Source organism: Exiguobacterium sp. EF_C8 (assembly GCF_054956715.1).
In genome coordinates, this window is record NZ_CM143264.1 from 221962 (window position 1) to 238605 (window position 16644).

The following is a 16644-nucleotide window of genomic DNA, read 5'->3' on the forward strand; positions in this document are numbered from 1 at the left end:
AAGGACTCTTGAAACGCAAGAGTCCTTTTCTTTTGGATATTTTTTGAAACTTTTTGTGACTCGTCATGCTCTAATAAGTAAAGGGAGGGAACACGATGGACTTACGAAACGAGCACACGACACTTGTCCGCCGTGCGATGAAGCACGATGAAGCGGCGTTCGAGCAATTGGTGCTCCTACATAGCGAACAACTCTACCGAACAGCATATCTTTATGTGAAGAACGAACACGATGCCTTAGACGTCGTACAAGAGACAGTTTATAAAGCGTTCATCTCGATCGAACAAGTGAAGGAACCGAAACATTTCGTGACGTGGATCACGAAAATTCTGATCCGTAATTGTTACCGCGCGTTGGAAAAACAACAACCAACAGATGATATCTTACTTCATGTTCCGGTACAGGAAGACCGATCGCGAGACGAACACCTCGATCTCGTGCACGCGTTATCGCATCTGCGAAAAGAATACCGGGATGTCTTAGTTCTTTTCTATTTTCATGATATTCCGATGAAAGAGATTGCAAGCTTCATCGGGATCACCCTTAATACGGTGAAGACCTATTTAAAACGAGGACGCGAAGAGTTAAAAATACAGTTAGGAGGAATGGATTATGGCACAGCACGATCTACAAAATGACTACGAAAAAATTCCCGTACCGACGAACGCGTTACAAGATCGAATTCGTCAAGGAATTACGCAAGGCGTAGCGGAACGACAACACGTACGTCCGCGCCGGAAACAATACGTAGCTATTGCCGGTCTTGCAGCATCGTTGTTCGTAACGACATTCATCGTCCCACCGTTTGCTTCCGCGATGTCACACGTTCCGTTGATTGGTGGACTGTATCGTCCCTTTACAGAACAGGGGACAGTCGGAACTGAAATCGAGAAGAAACAGCTCGCAACAACAATTGATCAGACGGTAACCGATCAAGGCATTACGATCAAGGTCGTCGACGCCTACTATGATGGTACGACGATCGGGATGAACCTGACGGCAACTGGTGTACCAGACGTCAACGAAACGAAACGAGCTGCTTTTTATGAAGTGTTCAAAGGGGATAAACGATTCGAAGGTACTGAAAATCAAGAACTGGCACATTTCAAACAGGACGGTAAGGTATGGAAAGCACGAATCGAATATGATGTCGGCTTACAGAAATTAAGTGATTCCATGCAGGTGCCACTCGTGATTTCGGAAATGTTTGGTCTAGACGGAAACTGGCAATTCGAGGTTCCGGTCAAACGATTGCAAGCGATTGAACAGACGTTTAATACGACGGTGAAGAATCCTGATTATGCAGTTGATGTCACATTGAAACAGATGACAAAAGGACAGGCAAGTACGACGTTTGATTATACGGCGGTTTATCCGAAGTCATATGATTACCGAATCATATTTTCATTGTTTGATGATAGTGGGAAAGAAGTCATTCACAATTGGTCAGAAAGTACAGCCTTAGTAAGCCATACGAATACTTCATCCGAGCGAACCGATACGTCACGGCTTAGTCTAGGCAACTATGTGATTCCGAGTGGGGCATACACATTGCATCCTCAATTAAGCATTACACCTAAAACAACGTTTATTCCATTGACGACATCGTTACCTTACGCGGAGCAGAATCCAACACATCCGTTAAAAATGACGACACAAAACATTAAGATTACGGACTCTCAAGTAATCGTCGATTTTGAAACGAATGCAGTCGAAATGTTATCAAACATTAAATTGGATGCAGTGAGAAGCATGTTCTTGATTCAAGGAAACGAACCACCGGATGGGCGTGAAATCAAACCACACATCACGGTACGAGATGCGAACCAAAAGCAATTCCGAGCAACGTTTACGTTATCAGCTTCACAAATGGCATCCATTGACGAATTTTATCTGGAGACAGGTTACTCGAATATCATGACGAACACACCAATCGACTTGAAACCGATTCCGTTCACCGTCGATTAAACAGGAGACTCCTGACATGCTGTCGAACTAGAATCAGCATGTGAGCAACAAAGGAGTCTGATGAAATGGAAATACGTCAAATGACAGCGGAAGATTACCCAGAAGTCGTTCGGATCTACGAACAAGGAATAAAGACGGAGAACGCGACGTTTCGCACGGAAGCATTACCGTACGAAGAATGGACGAGGCATCACCATGAACACAGTCGTCTCGTTGCGATTGAAGGCGAGCAACTGCTCGGCTGGGTTGCGTTGAGTCCATTTTCTTCGATTCCAGCATACGCTGGTGTCGCTGAAATCAGTCTTTATATTGCAGAAGAAGCACGCGGTAAAGGTGTCGGCACTCGCTTGATGGAAGACGTCATTGCAACAAGTGAAGCAGCAGGCATCTGGACCCTGCAATCGCAAGTCTTTCCGGAAAATCATGCGAGTCTGCGCCTTCATGAACGTTTTAATTTTCGCGAAGTTGGTCGCCGGGAGCGAATTGGTCGGCTCGGAGGCAGATGGCGCGATACGGTATTGCTCGAGCGACGCAGCACATATCTCTAAAATTCGGCAAGTGGACGCAATGTTCCCTTGCCTTCTTTGTGTTGAAAGCAAGGGATAACGGGAAAAGACAGACAGCAAAAGAAGGGGAGGGATCACGATGGATGATTTTTTTGGTGAGGGACTTGAGACCAATCAACAAAAGCGGAAACGCAAACTGGAGGAAATCTTTGATCAGTCGTTTGAATCGGAGCGCCGGGATTTTAATCAATCGTTGGAGCAGGACGTGACGGTTGCTCTGATCGGAGATGTCAATGCGGGAAAATCCTCGACCTTGAACGCAATTCTTGGTCGCGAAGTCGCAACGGTCGGAGCACGCCCAGGTGAAACGGTCCGCATCGATCAAGTAAGGCAACATCCGGAAGATAAAGTCATCTTTGTCGATACACCGGGACTAAATGATGCCAATACACAGAACTCGGAAGCGACATGGACGTATTATCAAAGTGCCGATGTCATCCTTTATTTTTTAAATGCGGCAGGTACTGTCTTGTCTGAGACAGAGACGAAGAATTTCCAGAAAATCTATCAACATAACCAAAATGTCTTGATCGTTGTCACGAAGATGGATGCGACGGATGATGTCGACACGATCGTTCGCCATATTGCAGAAAAACTACCAGGACCAAAAATCATTCCCGTATCAGCACGAGAAGGAACGAATATTGATCGGCTCCGCCGGGAGGTCCTCGATATCTTAAAAAAGTTCGACAAGGATAATGTGTTCGTTCGCCAGATGGATCCGACCGTTCGCGGGAAGATCGCCAACAATTGGATCGTGGGTGCCGGAACAGCTGCTGGTGCGATCGGTGCTGTCCCGTTTCCAGGAGCTGATATCATTCCGTTGACTTCAATTCAAATCGGCTTGATGCTCAAGTTATCAAATCTGTATGAACGGCAGTTATCCAAGGAGAGTGCCAAAGAGTTGCTTGTCGTGACAATCGTCGGAAACTCCGGAAAGACGGCTTTTCGACAAATAGCGAAACTGGTTCCGGGATATGGTGCCGTCATTGCTGCGGGAGTCGCTTCGACCGCCACCCTTGCACTCGGATACGGAACGAAATATGTCTATGAGAATAAGCTCGAATTAACACCGGAACAACTAATGGGGTTCGTCAAACGATTCCGAAAGAAGGCGGAGGAGTCGTCAGAAGAGACAAACGAGTAATCTCCTTGCTATTCCATACAGCAATGAAGGGGGAGAACATATGACACGACTACTCGAAGAAATCAAACAATATCAATCGAAATTCCGACAAAAGGCACCTGCTGAGAAACAACGGCTGATGGCGGAAGCGACAGCTGAACTGGCTGCTTCTGGAGTCGTACAAGGTCTAGGTGTCGGTGACACAATCCCACACTTTACATTACCCAATGTATCTGGAGAACCAGTCGCAATCGAGACATTACTCGAGCAAGGTCCTGTTATCTTAACGTTCTACCGGGGTGGCTGGTGTCCGTACTGCAATCTCGAGCTTCGCGCGTACGAACGGTAAATCGACCGAATCCGCGCTCAAAGAGCGACTGTCATTGCAATTAGTCCGGAGACAGCTGATTTTGCTGAGCAAACGGCGAATAAGAATGCGTTAAGTTTCCCTGTCTTAAGTGACGTTGATTTACATGTATCCCGTCAATTTGATTTGGTGTTCGACTTGCCAGATTATTTGATTGAGATTTACAAAGCATCGGGACTTGATGTAGCGAAGCACAATGGAAATGAGGATTGGCAGTTACCGAAACCGGCGACGTTTATCATTGATACGAATGGTGTGATTCGTTTCGTAGAAGTGCCGTCCGATTATACGAAACGCGTTGATCCAGAACACATCCTCCAAAACCTTGAACAGAATAAAAAGTATGAAGATTGACTTAAACGGTCTGGCTTCTCTCTACTTGTTGGGAGAAGTCAGACCGTTTGAAGTTTCCCTTTATTTTGTATCAAGAAGTACTCGTCTCAGCCATTCTTGAAATGTGAGATCAGTCTGTTGCCAATCCATTGCCCGTGCAAAATGATGAGCGGAGATGCGAATGGCTTCGTACTCCTCTGGATCTCGGAAGCAAGCTCGCATTTCGGCAGCGAGTGCACCAGGTGTTTTGTTTTTAGCCATGTAGCCTGTCATGCCGTACTGAACGGCGTCTCGTACACCAGGAGCATCATATACGATGGATGGTGTTCCGACCGCCGCCGCTTCAATAATAGAAAAACCTACGCCTTCACGTATGGAAGGGAAAAGGAGAGCGGTGGCACGACTCATCATGCGGCGCGTTTCTGTTTCAGTGACTGAATCGTAATATGTGATAGCATCCTTCACTTCTTTAGGAAGGGGAAGTGTAAGGTATTGCAAAAGATGAGAGCTGTTACGAATACCAATCAGCCAGAGGCGTGTCTCAGGAAACTCACGTTGGACCATGAGGAATGCCCCAATCGTATCTTGAAGTTCTTTTTCGTTCAGACGGTTGATATATAGAAAGGTTGGAACATGTTCTTTTAACTCCCATTCCTGTTCAGACCACGGGGAAAAGGAAAGTCCTGGCGGCAACATCGTGATATGACTGTTAGTAAAACCAGCACTTTGTAGTTCATCTACAACAGAGGGGCTGACAGTCAAGGCATGACTATCTTTATACCAGCTTAACCGTCGAGTCTCTGTCCATTCGCCAAGCTTTGAAAAAGGAAAAACAAGTGTCGTCGACCAACGCTCACGAATCAATTGATAAAGAAATAAAGTTCGTTTATGACGTGGAACATAAAGTGGTGTGAAGAAATGAAACCCATTCAAATGATCCAGAACTAAATCAATCGTTTTAGCATAAGACCAGTAATAATAAAGTGCATATGGAATAAGAGAAGCTGTCGTACCATAACGGAGGTAAGTGATACCATCTCGATACTCCGTCGGTGATCCGCCCTTGAATGAGACAGACAAATGGGTAACTCGGTAGGTAGTACTGACACGCCGCAACATTTCATGAATAAAAGTTTCAGCTTCTCCGGCTTGTGGATGTCGAGCATCACGCCAAGATAAAAAAAGTAGATGAGGTTTCATGTCGTACCTCCTTTGCGTAGAAAAAATTGGATCCGAAAGATCGGTTCTGCTAATAATCTTCTCTAAAGTAGAAGGATATTCCTAGAAAATGCATCAAATCAATAGACTTCTGTTTCATCCATGATGTCCTGAAGCGTTACGTATAAAAGCTTTTGGGTAAAGAACAATAACGAAACGGGTAGGAGGAAAGCGCATGAAATGGAAGGGAAGAGAACGGAGTTCGAACGTCGAGGACCGGCGGGGAATGGGTGGGAAAGGAATCGCCGGTATCGGCGGTGGTGTCGGGATCATCCTGCTGATCGTCATCACTTTAATGGGCGGTAATCCAACTGAACTACTCGGAGACTTAACCGGTGGGGATCAGCAAAATACGACGTATGAGGAAACAGCGCAGGAAAAAGAAGCAGCGGACTTCGTCTCCGTCGTCTTGGCCGATACGGAACGAGTCTGGACGAAAGAATTTAAAGAAGATGGTAAGACCTATAAAAAACCGACACTCGTCTTATATACGGATCAAGTTAGTTCGGCTTGCGGACAAGCAGGGAAGTCCGTCGGTCCCTTTTACTGTCCCGGTGATCAGAAATTATACATTGATTTAAGCTTTTATGATGAACTGCAGACGAAATACGGAGCACCGGGCGATTTTGCGATGGCGTATGTCATTGCGCATGAAGTAGGGCATCATGTCCAGACGTTACTTGGAAAATCGGATGAGATCATGCCACTTCGAAAGCAAATGAGTGAGGAGAAGTTCAATAAATACCTCGTTCGATTCGAGCTACAGGCAGATTATTATGCCGGCGTATGGGCGCATCACGCGCAAGGAGAAAACTTGCTCGAAGAAGGCGATCTTGAAGAAGCGTTGACAGCAGCCAATGCTGTTGGGGACGATACGTTACAAGAGAAAGGACAAGGATATGTCGTACCGGAAAGTTTCACTCACGGCACATCGGCGCAACGAGAGCGTTGGTTCCAAAAAGGCTTTGATAACGGCACGATCGAAGGTGGAGACACATTCAAAGCGAAGAATCTATAAAACGAAGTAAAGACATACCTTTTGAAACATTTTCCAGTCGTTTCCGTAAAGAAGAGAGAAGGATTCAAAGGGGAGTGTCGAAGTTGAAGCACATCAGTCTATTTTTGTTGCTGTATACGGCTGTCGTCGTATTGACGTACATCGTGTCACGATTTGCGCCAAACTTGTTGGTCTACATGGTTTATATCGCGATTGCGTCGTTACTCGTCATCACGGGCTATTTATTGAAACGGCTTGTACTGAAACGTTAAATACCAAAAAGGGGCTGACTCACATGTCGTCCTCTACAAAGATAAGGGTGGCAGAATGATGATCTGCCACCCTTATTTCGTAAAAAAAAGAATGACGCGTCACACGCCACTCCTACAGGAAAAAGCGCATTATGCGCTGCCAGAGACAAATAAGACCCGCTTTCCTGCTTGAATGAAGCAGGAAAACTGGCTTGTGTCTCGCCTGAGGAAAGGGGGTGAAAAGACGCGTCATTCTTTTTTGAGTCAGCCTCTTTCGCTATTTAAAAGCAATCTTATGAACGGAACATCGTCGGATCATCTGGAACGTTCTCCAGGTAAGTGATCCGTCCGTTTTCATCGAGACGTGCGATATCTTTTCCGTCCTGCGTGAAGACGCTACCGTCTGCCCGTTTTCCGCAAACTGCCCAGCGTGTTTCATACGTTCCTGGTGTTGTTTCTTCCCAGCCGGCGTACATGTGCTTAATATCCTGATTCGCCGTGAACACATGACGGACGAATTGTTTCCAGGCGTCGATGCCGTGCTTTGGTTGTCCGTTCAGAACGAACGTGATGTCTGTCGTAAACAAGGAAACGAGATCCTCGAACGCTTGTGCGTCCGTGCGTGACGCGTCGAATAAGTCGAAATAACGATTCAATACCATAGTAAAAACCTCTTTCTGTTCATTAAAAAAGTGTCATCATCCGATCTGTGATTAACGCATGCAACCGTTCTAAATGTTCCGGTGGACAGGAGGTATCGATTGCTTGACGGATCGAGCCGATTGATTCGCGCTTCAACGTCGATTGCCAAGCATCTTCTGCCTCTGTCATCAGATTCGAGAGCAGACCGATCTCCTGTTCCTGAATCCCCATCAAATCTTCAAAGACACCACTTGACGCGTACAATGTCTGTTTGCCCTCAATGGCTTGATAGACATCGAAGATTTGAATTTCTTCTGCCGGACGTCGCAAGCGAAAGCCCCCTTTGACACCAGGTACGGAATACAACAGATCCGCCTGAACGAGTTTTCGTAAGAGCTTTTGGAAATAGGTCGGTGAAGCACCGAGTTGCTGACTAATGAACTCACCGGACAAAACGGCGCGCTCCGGCAGGAAGGTTAAGAGCAACATCGCATAAACGGATTGCTCGACTCCTGTTTTCATTTGCATAGAAAGACTCCTTTCGTTAAACGTGGATAATGTATATCCATAATAGTTCGATGATGAAAAATTGTCGAATGATATGCTCTCACAAAACCGTCACACCTTTTCGACAGCATCTGCATAGCATCCCCGTTCCGGATTCGGTATACTAAATGTACGATATGTGAAAATATTCACTAAAAGTCGTTCACACTTTGTGAAAGGACGTTTGTATATGAATCCATTAAAAGGAATCGTCCAGATTCCACGTAGTATTCTCATTCAATTCATCATTGCGGCTTTCTTAATGGGGGTCGCGGTCGTCGGTCAGTCATACGGCATCGTGTTGACGGTCGATCGCATTTTCCTAAAAGAACAACCGTTTGAAGCCGTCATTCCTTTACTGCTCGTCGTTCTCGGGATGCTGTTGCTCCGAGTCGCTGTGACGTATTGGAACGGTCGTCTCGGTACGACGTTATCGGCACACATGAAGCAGGCGCTTCGGGAAGCACTCGTTGCGAAATATACGAGTCGCTCAGTCGAGATGATGCTACAAGGGCAAGCGGGACAGAAGGTCAGTGTCTTGCTCGATGCAGTAGACGAGATGGACAGCTACTATAGTCAATATTTGCCGAAAGTCGTCCAGACGACGATCGTTCCCTTGATGGTCTTGATTGCGGCATTCAGCTATGACTGGATCACGGGTCTTGTCATGATGATCACGGCGCCGTTCATTCCGTTGTTTTACATCATCATCGGCATCATGACGCAAAAGCGGGCCGATGCTCAACTCGAGAAGATGACGGCATTCTCAGGAACGTTCCTCGATACGTTACAAGGACTGACGACCTTGAAGTTATTCGGTCGCGCGAAACGACAGCGTGACGTCATCGAAAAAAGCAGTCTCGATTTCCGAGATGCGACATTAACGGTCTTGAAGCTCGCCTTCTTGTCGTCATTGATGCTTGAGTTCGTCTCGATGCTCAGCATGGGAATGATTGCACTTGAAGTCAGTCTGCGTTTGATTCTGTTTCAAAGCATCACCTTTATCCCAGCGTTCTTGATGCTCGTGTTGGCACCAGAATACTATCTTGCCTTAAAAGAGATGGGGGCTGCTTTCCACACGGGACGCGGTAGTGTGGCAGCAGCGAAACAAATCGCAGCCGAATTGACGGCAGACGATCGTCCTGTTGCATTCGGTCAATCGGAACTCACGATGAATCGTCCACCACAAATCGTCTTGGATGAAGTCGGCTTTACGTACCAAGAAGGACGTTTTGCCTTGCAAGATATCGGGCTTACGATTGAGCCGTATCAAAAGGTAGCGTTGATCGGTCGCAGTGGGGCCGGTAAATCGACCGTCTTGCAGTTGATTGCCGGACTCGCGAATCCACAAGAAGGACGGATTCTACTCGACGGAACCGAGCGCGGTCAGGTGGAGGAAACAAGCTGGTTCCGTCAGTTGAGCTACATTTCTCAACATCCGTATCTGTATGCCGGAACGCTGGCAGAAAACATCGCGATTGGTGAGCTTCGTCAAGCGACGCCGGAAGAGATTTTCGAAGCGGCGCAGGCGGCAGGGCTCGAGGAGTTGATTGCGACGTTGCCTGAAGGGATCGACACGGTGATCGGAGAAGGTGGACGCGGTCTATCGGGTGGCGAAAAACAGCGTGTTGCGTTAGCACGAGCGTTCTTGAAACGACCGAACGTCGTCGTCTTTGATGAACCGACGACTGGACTTGATGTCAAAACGGAGCGACTGCTCCAACAAGCGATTGAGCAACTCGGACAATCGGCAACGGTCATCACTGTCGCGCACCGTTTGCATACGATTGAACGATCGGATCAAATCGTCGTTCTCGACGGCGGACGAATCGTCGATCGTGGCACCCATGATGAATTGCTTGGTCGCGATTCGGAATATGCGCGGATGCGTAGCGTCCAGAGAGGGGAGGAAACACGATGAAGGAATTATTAGGAGTCTTTCGGTTGATGGTGCATCAAAAACGCGATATCGCCTGGTCGATCTTCTTCGGTGTCCTCGCCGGTGTGACAGCGGTCGGTTTATTCGCAGCAAGTGGTTACCTGATTTCAAAGGCAGCCTTGTTGCCACCGATCCAGACACTCGCCGTCTTGATCGCCCTGCAAAAAGTGTCGAGTCTGACGCGCGCCGTCAGTCGGTATGCGGAACGTTACTATTCGCACCGGGCGACGTTTACGATCCTTAGTGACATCCGAACGTCATTTTACCGTCGTCTCGAGCCGCTTGCGCCAGGGATTTTTGGTAAGTACCGCAGTGGTGACTTACTTGCGCGGATCGTCGGGGATGTCGAGAGTCTACAAAATACGTTCTTACGTGTCCTCTATCCACCGATCGTGTTACTGCTCGTTTTCTTCTGTACGATTTTTTTCGTCAGTTTCTTCTCATGGACGATTGCCGGGATTCTGTTGCTTGGTTTAATTTTGACCGGTTTCTTGATTCCGGGATGGTTCGCGTACCGTGAACAACGCTTCGCCCGTTCAGTCCGTGTTCGACGTGGTGACTTGTCGACAGAAGTGACAGAGTTATTCCAAGGCTATCGTGATTTGAAGATTTACCAACAGCTCGACCAAAAGGAACAGGACTTGAATGCCGTCGCGAAACGGTATGTCGAGGAAGAGAAACGTAATGGTTTACACGCTGTCTCGAACCTGGTCTTAAATACGATGGTGACGTTGATCATCTCTTGGCTTGTCCTCGGTGTGGGTGCCTATCTCGTCGCAAGCGGACAACTCGAGGGAGTTTTCCTCGCTTTACTCGTCATGACATCGCTGACCGTCTTTGAAAATGCGGCACCGATGGCGATCTTACCCGGCTTTTTTGAAGATAGCCGCCATGCTGCGAAACGACTCGATGAAGTCGTGACTGAGCAAGAGGAGCCGACGTACGCTCCGTTCGTCCTCGATCAGGCACCGTCCTTTGAAACGAATGCGCTGACGTTTACGTTTCCTGATGCACCCCGTCCAGTCTTACGTGACGTCACTGTTTCGATTCCGGCTGGTAAGAAGACGGCAATCGTCGGAGCGAGTGGTTCCGGGAAATCAACGTTACTTCAATTGATGTTACGGATGTATCCGACGGACGGATTAACGATTGCTGGACAGGACAGTCAGACGGTTGATCCGGAAGGACTCTGGCAGCACGCGAATGTCGTCCTGCAACAAAATCACTACTTTTATGGAACACTTCGTGATAATCTACTTCTCGCAAACGAAGCAACGACGGACGAAGCGATGCGACAAGCACTCGATGATGTCGGATTAACGACATTCGAGTTGAGTGATCGTGTGTTTGAAAAAGGAGAGAACTTATCCGGAGGAGAAAAACAGCGGCTAGCGATTGCCCGCGTGCTCTTGCGAGAAGCATCGCTTTACTTGCTTGACGAACCGACGTCCTCCGTTGATGCTTTGACGGAACAGATGATTCTCAAGCGACTGTTTGCGCGAGCAATGGACGCGACACTCGTCCTCGTCAGCCACCGCTTAGCGGGTCTTGAAGCGATGGACCAAATCATCGTCATGGATCAGGGTCACGTCATCGAAGTCGGAACGTATGCCGAATTGATGGCACGACAAGGGGCGTTTTATGAGTTAAAACAAGTCGAGCAGTCGGTGTTTGCTCCGATTGGATAAAAAGTATGGAAGGCAATGAATCAAGTAAGGTTCATTGCCTTTTTTATTTACCTTGGAAAAACTGAAAAGACATGACAGTCTACTTCTGAAATGGTAAAGTCTAGAAAAAACGTAGGGGGATTTCATGCATATCACACAATCATCCATCGTCGTCGATCAGACGACCGTTTCATATGATCATTTTCAAATGGGATCCAAACAGGTCTGCTTCTTGATTTCGGGAGCATCGTACGTATACGACCATCCATACTTTTACTACAGTCGAATGGCATTACTCGCGCGAGGCATCGATGTCATCTGCATTCACTATGTGACAGAAGATCTATTTTCAATGTCAGACGCTGAATCAAATGCCTGCATGACGCGCCGGGTTGACGCTGTCGTCTCGGAAGTGCTGACAAAGCATCCATACGAAAACGTTCAGTTTATCGCAAAATCGTTAGGCACGATTCCGCTTGCCGCGTTACTTGCTAAGCCGAGTCTACAGACAGCGCGCTTCGTTTTCTTAACACCCGTCCTAAATGAAGTGGTCGAACAAATCGCCACATCGACGCAAGCTGGACTGATCGTCATTGGCACGGCCGATAAGTTTTATGATGAGGCAGCACTTGAAACGTGTCGGACATCACAATTAATGATCGATGTTATCGAAGGAGCGAATCATTCACTAGACCAAGGATTTGAGGTCGATTCGTCACTTGCAGTTCTCGGACATGTCATTCGTCAGATCGAAGCCAGTTTATTCGAACCACTACATCAGTAAAAAATCCGTCCAGCAGAGAGGTTGCTGGACGGATTTTTTAGTATGGACGAAGTAAGGCGCGAACGGGACTACCATCGCCGTCGACGAGCGGGAGCGGGACGGCATTCAAGTGGTAATCACCAGGCGTGATCGCATCGAGGACGAGTCCTTCGAGGATATGGACTCCATGCTGTGCCAGTGCGTGATGGGCTGCCATTTCCTTGCTATCAATCGCATCGACGCTTGGTAAGTCAAGACCAATCAGCGAAATCCCGAGTTCCCCGAGACGTTCAGCAAGACTTGGTGTCAACACAGGAATCGTCTCTGGGAAAGTCGATTTGTCGATCCAACCATCCGTTTTGATGATCAAGCGCTGGACGTCATTTAGCTCAAAGCCATCTAAATCAGCGGCTGTGATTTCTGTACGACCTGGTAAGTAAATGACACGCGCATGTCCGATATAGAGGTCTGGATCCAGGTTGATGATTTTTTGTCCGGCATCATCAAAATGAAACGGCGCGTCGACATGGGTACCGGTATGCAGACTCATCGTAACTTTGCCGACGTTAACGGAACCGGTGTCTGCCTTATTCCATGTCAATGTCGCTTCAAACGGTGTATCCCCCGGCCACGTCGTGACGTGACGATCAAGTGGTTGTGAAACATCAATCCATCGTGTCATCGTTTCATCCTCCTCATAATGTCGTGCGGACCGACCACAGTTCCGGGAAGAACCGGTGGTCGAGCACACGCCGTAGATAACTGACACCAGACGAACCGCCCGTTCCTGGCTTTTGTCCGATGATCCGTTCGACGGTACTCATATGGTTAAAGCGCCACATCTGTTGCTGGCTCCCGATATCCAGTAATTTTTCACCGAGTTCATACAGATCCCAGTATTGCTCGACATCACGATAGACGCTTGCCCAAGCGGCCTCGACACTTGCATTCGGCGTCCAGTCTTCCGTGACATCACGCTCAAGGACGGACTCGTCGATCGGTAGCCCATGGCGCGCCATCGCGCGGATCGTTTCATCGTAGATGCTTGGTGTCTTCAAGTCTTCGAGCATCATCGGATAGAGTGTTTCGTCATGTGCATAAACTTTTAGCATCTGCTCATTCTTGAAACCGAGCGCGAATTCGATTTGACGGTTTTGATACGACTGAAAACCGGACGAATGACCGAGCGCGTCACGGAATTCCAGATATTCGGCAGGGGTCAAGGTCGACAAAACATTCCACGACTGGATCAACTGGTGCTGAATCTTTGAGATCCGTGCGAGCATCTTAAACGATGATTCGAGATCATCGTTTGCAACGGCTTGCGTCGCTGCACGCATCTCATGCAGGATCAGCTTCATCCATAGCTCGCTCGTTTGATGAATGATGATGAACAGCATCTCGTCATGATGCCCCGATAAGCGATGTTGACTCGTAAGCAATGGATCCAGTTGCAAATAATCCCCGTAGGACATATCTTTCTTAAAATCCGTTTGAATCGATGCTTCAACAGACGTAGGATCTGTCTTTGTCATTCCCATTCATCCCCTTTATCGAGTTAATTCAGTTTTCGTTTTTCAGCGGTCTTCAGTTGTTCTGGATGCGCCCGTTTCCAGAAGAAATAGGCGATAGACAAGAACACTAACCACGGTACACCAAACTTCAAGACGATTTGGAAATCTGTGAACCATGTCGTCAGGACGAGTGCGAATAATAACAATGCACCGAGGGCCGTCAGATACGGATAGCCCATCATCCGAACCGGTAATGTCCGTCCACCTTCACGTTCCCAGGCTTTACGGAAGTACAAATGGGAGATGAAAATCATGAACCACGTGAAGATCGCCCCGAACATCGAAATCCCCATCATGAACGGATAAGAGACGCTCGACTGACTGCTGATGATCGCTGCGAGAAAAATGCCGAGTGTTGATAAGGCGAGTGCAAAGAGCGGTACACCTTTTCGATTTAAACGACCAAATACTTTTGGCGCATACGTTGCCTTGGATAATGAATACATCATCCGTGTCGAAGCATACAGCTGACTGTTCATCGCGGAGAGCGCTGCTGTCAGGATGATGAAGTTCATGATACCGCCTGCATATGGAATCGATAGCATCTCCATTACTTTGACGAACGGACTTTGATCGACGCCGCCTGCTTGTTGCCACGGGACAATCATCAACATTAAAGCAATCGTGACGACATAAAACGTCGAGAGACGGAAGACTGTCGCTTTCAATGCTTTCGGTACGGCAACGTCCGGGTCCTTTGCTTCACCGGCAGTGACAGCAATCAATTCCGTTCCGAGGAAACTGAAAAGGGAGATGAAGATCGCAATCCAGAGACCCGAGAAGCCGAATGGCATGAAGCCACCATCATTCGTGAAGTTTTGTGGACCGATCTCAGGGCTCGGACTACCGATGACCAAGTAAGCACCAAGCAGGATGAACAGTAAGATGGCACTAATCTTAATGACCGAGAACCAGTACTCAAAGGTTGCGAACGTATTGACTGTCGTAGCATTGATGTAAATCAACGCGGCAGCGAATACGAGAATCCAGACGACCCCGGGAACGTCCGGGAACCAGTATTTCATATAGATGGCGATCGCACTAACTTCAACGCCGATTGCGAGAACGTTTGCGATCCAGTACGAATAGCGGACGAGAAAACCCGCGTACGGACTAATGTATCGTTCGGCAATCGTACCGAACGAGCCAGATGTCGGATGAGCGACCGTCATTTCAGCCAGACAGCCCATTAAAAGTAGGACGATGAAGGCGCCGACTGCGTAACTGATCAAAACGCTCGGTCCAGCAAGCCCGATTGCAAGCCCACTTCCGAGGAAGAGACCGGTACCGATCGCGCAGCCCATTGCAATCATCGTGAGTTGACGTGTCTTGAGTTCACGCCGTAGTTCAGTAGGTTGTTCCATGGTGTACTCCTTAAGCAACGACTTCGCGTTCATTCGCGAAACGTTCGTATTCTTTATCTTCCATGATTCGTTTAAGTGTCGCGACGACGTCATAGACATCGGTAAACGTGTTGTAAAGCGCGACGGGTGCTAGACGGACAATGTTCGGTGCCCGGAAATCGGGGATGATCCGATTTTCCTTGAGTGCTTTACAGATCCGCGCCGCTTCCGGGTGCTCGAGGCTGAGATGCGCCCCACGGCGTTTATCGTCAATTGGATTTCCGATGACGAAACCGTACGGTATGAGTTCCTGCTCGACAAGGTCCATCATGTACTGCGTCAGGGCGAGTGACTTCGTTCGGACGGCTTCAATACCGACTTCGTCAAACATCTCTAACGCACCGATTTGTGGGGCGAGACTTAAGACGTGTGGTGTTCCAATCTGGAAGGCACCTGCGTGCGCGGCCGGTGTCATCGTGTGATCCATGTCAAACTGCTTGTCCTTGCGCGAACCGAACCAGCCCGTCAGCCCAGGCAACGTTCCGAAATGACGTTCGTGGACGAATAATCCACCGACTGTTCCAGGACCGCCGTTCAAGTGCTTGTAATTACACCAGTAAGCAAAGTCGACGCCCCAGTCATGGAAAGCGTGCGGAACGGCTCCGACGGAATGACAGCCATCAAAACCAATCAAGATGCCGCGGTCGTGTGCCGCTTTCGTTAAACGCTCCATATCGAGAATCTGTCCGCTTCGGTACAGCACCGCCGGCAAGACAATCAAAGCGATATCGTCTGTCATCGCGGCAATGATATCGTCCTCCTCTAAAAAGCGACCATCATGACTTGGTACTTGGACGAGATGTGTCTCCGGATCCAGTCCGCGTAAACGAAGCTGACTTTGTAAAGCATAGATATCCGACGGGAACGTCAGCGCATCCGCTAAAATCTTATCTCGTCCTTCTGTTGGTTGGAAGAATGTCGCGACGAGTTGATGTAGATTGACGGTCGTCGAACCGGTGACCATGACTTCTTCCGCTTGTGCGCCGACAAGCGGAGCATTGAGGGCAGCGAGACGTTCTGATAATTCGAACCAAGGATGACGTCCTTTCATCCAGCCGTCGATTCCGAGTTCTTTCCAGTCTGATAGCGACTCGAGCAACGTCTTCTCGGCACGCTTCGATAATAAACCGAGCGAGTTTCCGTCCATATAGATACTACCCGGTTGCAGATAAAACTCATCACGATAGGTGGACAATACATCTTGATCGTCCCGAGCAACGGCATCCGTCCGTTTTGCTTGTAATGTCATACGTCATCCTCCTCAAATGAATACTCAATCAATTT

General features: G+C 48.2%; 16 protein-coding genes and 1 pseudogene. 10 read left to right on the top strand and 7 right to left on the bottom strand.

What is annotated here, in order from left to right; all coding sequences use genetic code 11:
- Window positions 1-95: 95 nt before the first annotated feature.
- The 5 genes and pseudogenes from ACY2IG_RS01310 to ACY2IG_RS01330 all read left to right on the top strand — a co-directional run bounded on the left by ACY2IG_RS01310 (window position 96) and on the right by ACY2IG_RS01330 (window position 4381).
- Complete coding sequence (locus ACY2IG_RS01310) at window positions 96-638, top strand: sigma-70 family RNA polymerase sigma factor (protein WP_312452036.1); 543 nt, start codon at window positions 96-98, stop codon at window positions 636-638.
- Window positions 613-1968, top strand: coding sequence for a DUF4179 domain-containing protein (locus ACY2IG_RS01315; RefSeq protein WP_308102258.1), 1356 nt, complete (start codon window positions 613-615; stop codon window positions 1966-1968). The genes ACY2IG_RS01310 and ACY2IG_RS01315 overlap by 26 nt, the downstream gene beginning before the upstream one ends.
- A 65-nt stretch (window positions 1969-2033) precedes the next feature.
- On the top strand, window positions 2034-2516 hold the full coding sequence (locus ACY2IG_RS01320) for a GNAT family N-acetyltransferase (RefSeq protein WP_308102257.1): 483 nt from the start codon (window positions 2034-2036) through the stop codon (window positions 2514-2516).
- A 97-nt stretch (window positions 2517-2613) separates the two neighbouring features.
- Entirely contained in the window at window positions 2614-3681 is a 1068-nt protein-coding gene (locus tag ACY2IG_RS01325) for a YcjF family protein (protein WP_056064534.1), read from the top strand.
- A 118-nt stretch (window positions 3682-3799) separates the two neighbouring features.
- Window positions 3800-4381 (top strand): annotated as a pseudogene (locus ACY2IG_RS01330) (peroxiredoxin-like family protein).
- A 60-nt stretch (window positions 4382-4441) separates the two neighbouring features.
- On the opposite strand, the gene ACY2IG_RS01335 reads toward ACY2IG_RS01330, so the two are convergent.
- Entirely contained in the window at window positions 4442-5560 is a 1119-nt protein-coding gene (locus ACY2IG_RS01335) for a glycosyltransferase family 4 protein (protein ID WP_462618254.1), read from the bottom strand.
- Between the two features lie 193 nt (window positions 5561-5753).
- On the opposite strand from ACY2IG_RS01335, the gene ypfJ reads away from it, so the two are divergent.
- On the top strand, window positions 5754-6596 hold the full coding sequence (gene ypfJ / locus ACY2IG_RS01340; RefSeq protein ID WP_056064528.1) for a KPN_02809 family neutral zinc metallopeptidase: 843 nt from the start codon (window positions 5754-5756) through the stop codon (window positions 6594-6596).
- A gap of 83 nt (window positions 6597-6679) precedes the next feature.
- Window positions 6680-6847 (top strand): hypothetical protein, encoded by a 168-nt coding sequence (locus ACY2IG_RS01345; RefSeq protein ID WP_155960196.1) that lies wholly within the window; start codon window positions 6680-6682, stop codon window positions 6845-6847.
- 272 nt (window positions 6848-7119) lie between these two features.
- Here ACY2IG_RS01345 and ACY2IG_RS01350 read toward each other — a convergent pair whose 3' ends face one another.
- Both ACY2IG_RS01350 and ACY2IG_RS01355 read right to left on the bottom strand, forming a co-directional pair.
- Window positions 7120-7488, bottom strand: coding sequence for a nuclear transport factor 2 family protein (locus tag ACY2IG_RS01350; protein ID WP_308102255.1), 369 nt, complete (start codon window positions 7486-7488; stop codon window positions 7120-7122).
- A 22-nt stretch (window positions 7489-7510) separates the two neighbouring features.
- The gene (locus ACY2IG_RS01355) at window positions 7511-7996 is read right to left on the bottom strand and encodes an Rrf2 family transcriptional regulator (protein ID WP_308102254.1); all 486 of its coding nucleotides are present in this window, start codon (window positions 7994-7996) and stop codon (window positions 7511-7513) included.
- Between the two features lie 208 nt (window positions 7997-8204).
- Here ACY2IG_RS01355 and cydD point away from each other — a divergent pair, with 208 nt between their 5' ends.
- The 3 genes from cydD (at window position 8205) to ACY2IG_RS01370 (ending at window position 12404) form a co-directional block, all read left to right on the top strand.
- The gene (gene cydD / locus ACY2IG_RS01360) at window positions 8205-9935 is read left to right on the top strand and encodes a thiol reductant ABC exporter subunit CydD (protein ID WP_308102253.1); all 1731 of its coding nucleotides are present in this window, start codon (window positions 8205-8207) and stop codon (window positions 9933-9935) included.
- Entirely contained in the window at window positions 9932-11641 is a 1710-nt protein-coding gene (cydC, locus tag ACY2IG_RS01365) for a thiol reductant ABC exporter subunit CydC (protein ID WP_462618255.1), read from the top strand. Before cydD ends, cydC begins: the two co-directional genes overlap by 4 nt.
- 124 nt (window positions 11642-11765) lie before the next feature.
- A complete protein-coding gene (locus tag ACY2IG_RS01370) occupies window positions 11766-12404 on the top strand; it encodes a cyclase (RefSeq protein WP_462618256.1) in 639 nt (212 codons plus the stop codon).
- Window positions 12405-12441: 37 nt separating this feature from the next.
- Here ACY2IG_RS01370 and kynB read toward each other — a convergent pair whose 3' ends face one another.
- Genes kynB through kynU form a run of 4 tightly spaced genes read right to left on the bottom strand, consistent with a single transcriptional unit; the run spans window position 12442 to window position 16609 of the window.
- Complete coding sequence (gene kynB, locus ACY2IG_RS01375) at window positions 12442-13065, bottom strand: arylformamidase (protein WP_462618257.1); 624 nt, start codon at window positions 13063-13065, stop codon at window positions 12442-12444.
- Window positions 13066-13078: 13 nt separating this feature from the next.
- Window positions 13079-13918, bottom strand: coding sequence for a tryptophan 2,3-dioxygenase (gene kynA, locus ACY2IG_RS01380; RefSeq protein ID WP_462618258.1), 840 nt, complete (start codon window positions 13916-13918; stop codon window positions 13079-13081).
- A gap of 23 nt (window positions 13919-13941) precedes the next feature.
- Window positions 13942-15321 carry an amino acid permease gene (locus ACY2IG_RS01385; RefSeq protein WP_426272607.1) on the bottom strand — a complete coding sequence of 460 codons (1380 nt, stop codon included), beginning with the start codon at window positions 15319-15321 and terminating at the stop codon, window positions 13942-13944.
- A 10-nt stretch (window positions 15322-15331) separates the two neighbouring features.
- Window positions 15332-16609, bottom strand: a complete 1278-nt coding sequence (gene kynU, locus ACY2IG_RS01390) for a kynureninase (RefSeq protein WP_035411535.1) — start codon at window positions 16607-16609, stop codon at window positions 15332-15334.
- Between the last annotated feature and the right edge of the window lie 35 nt (window positions 16610-16644).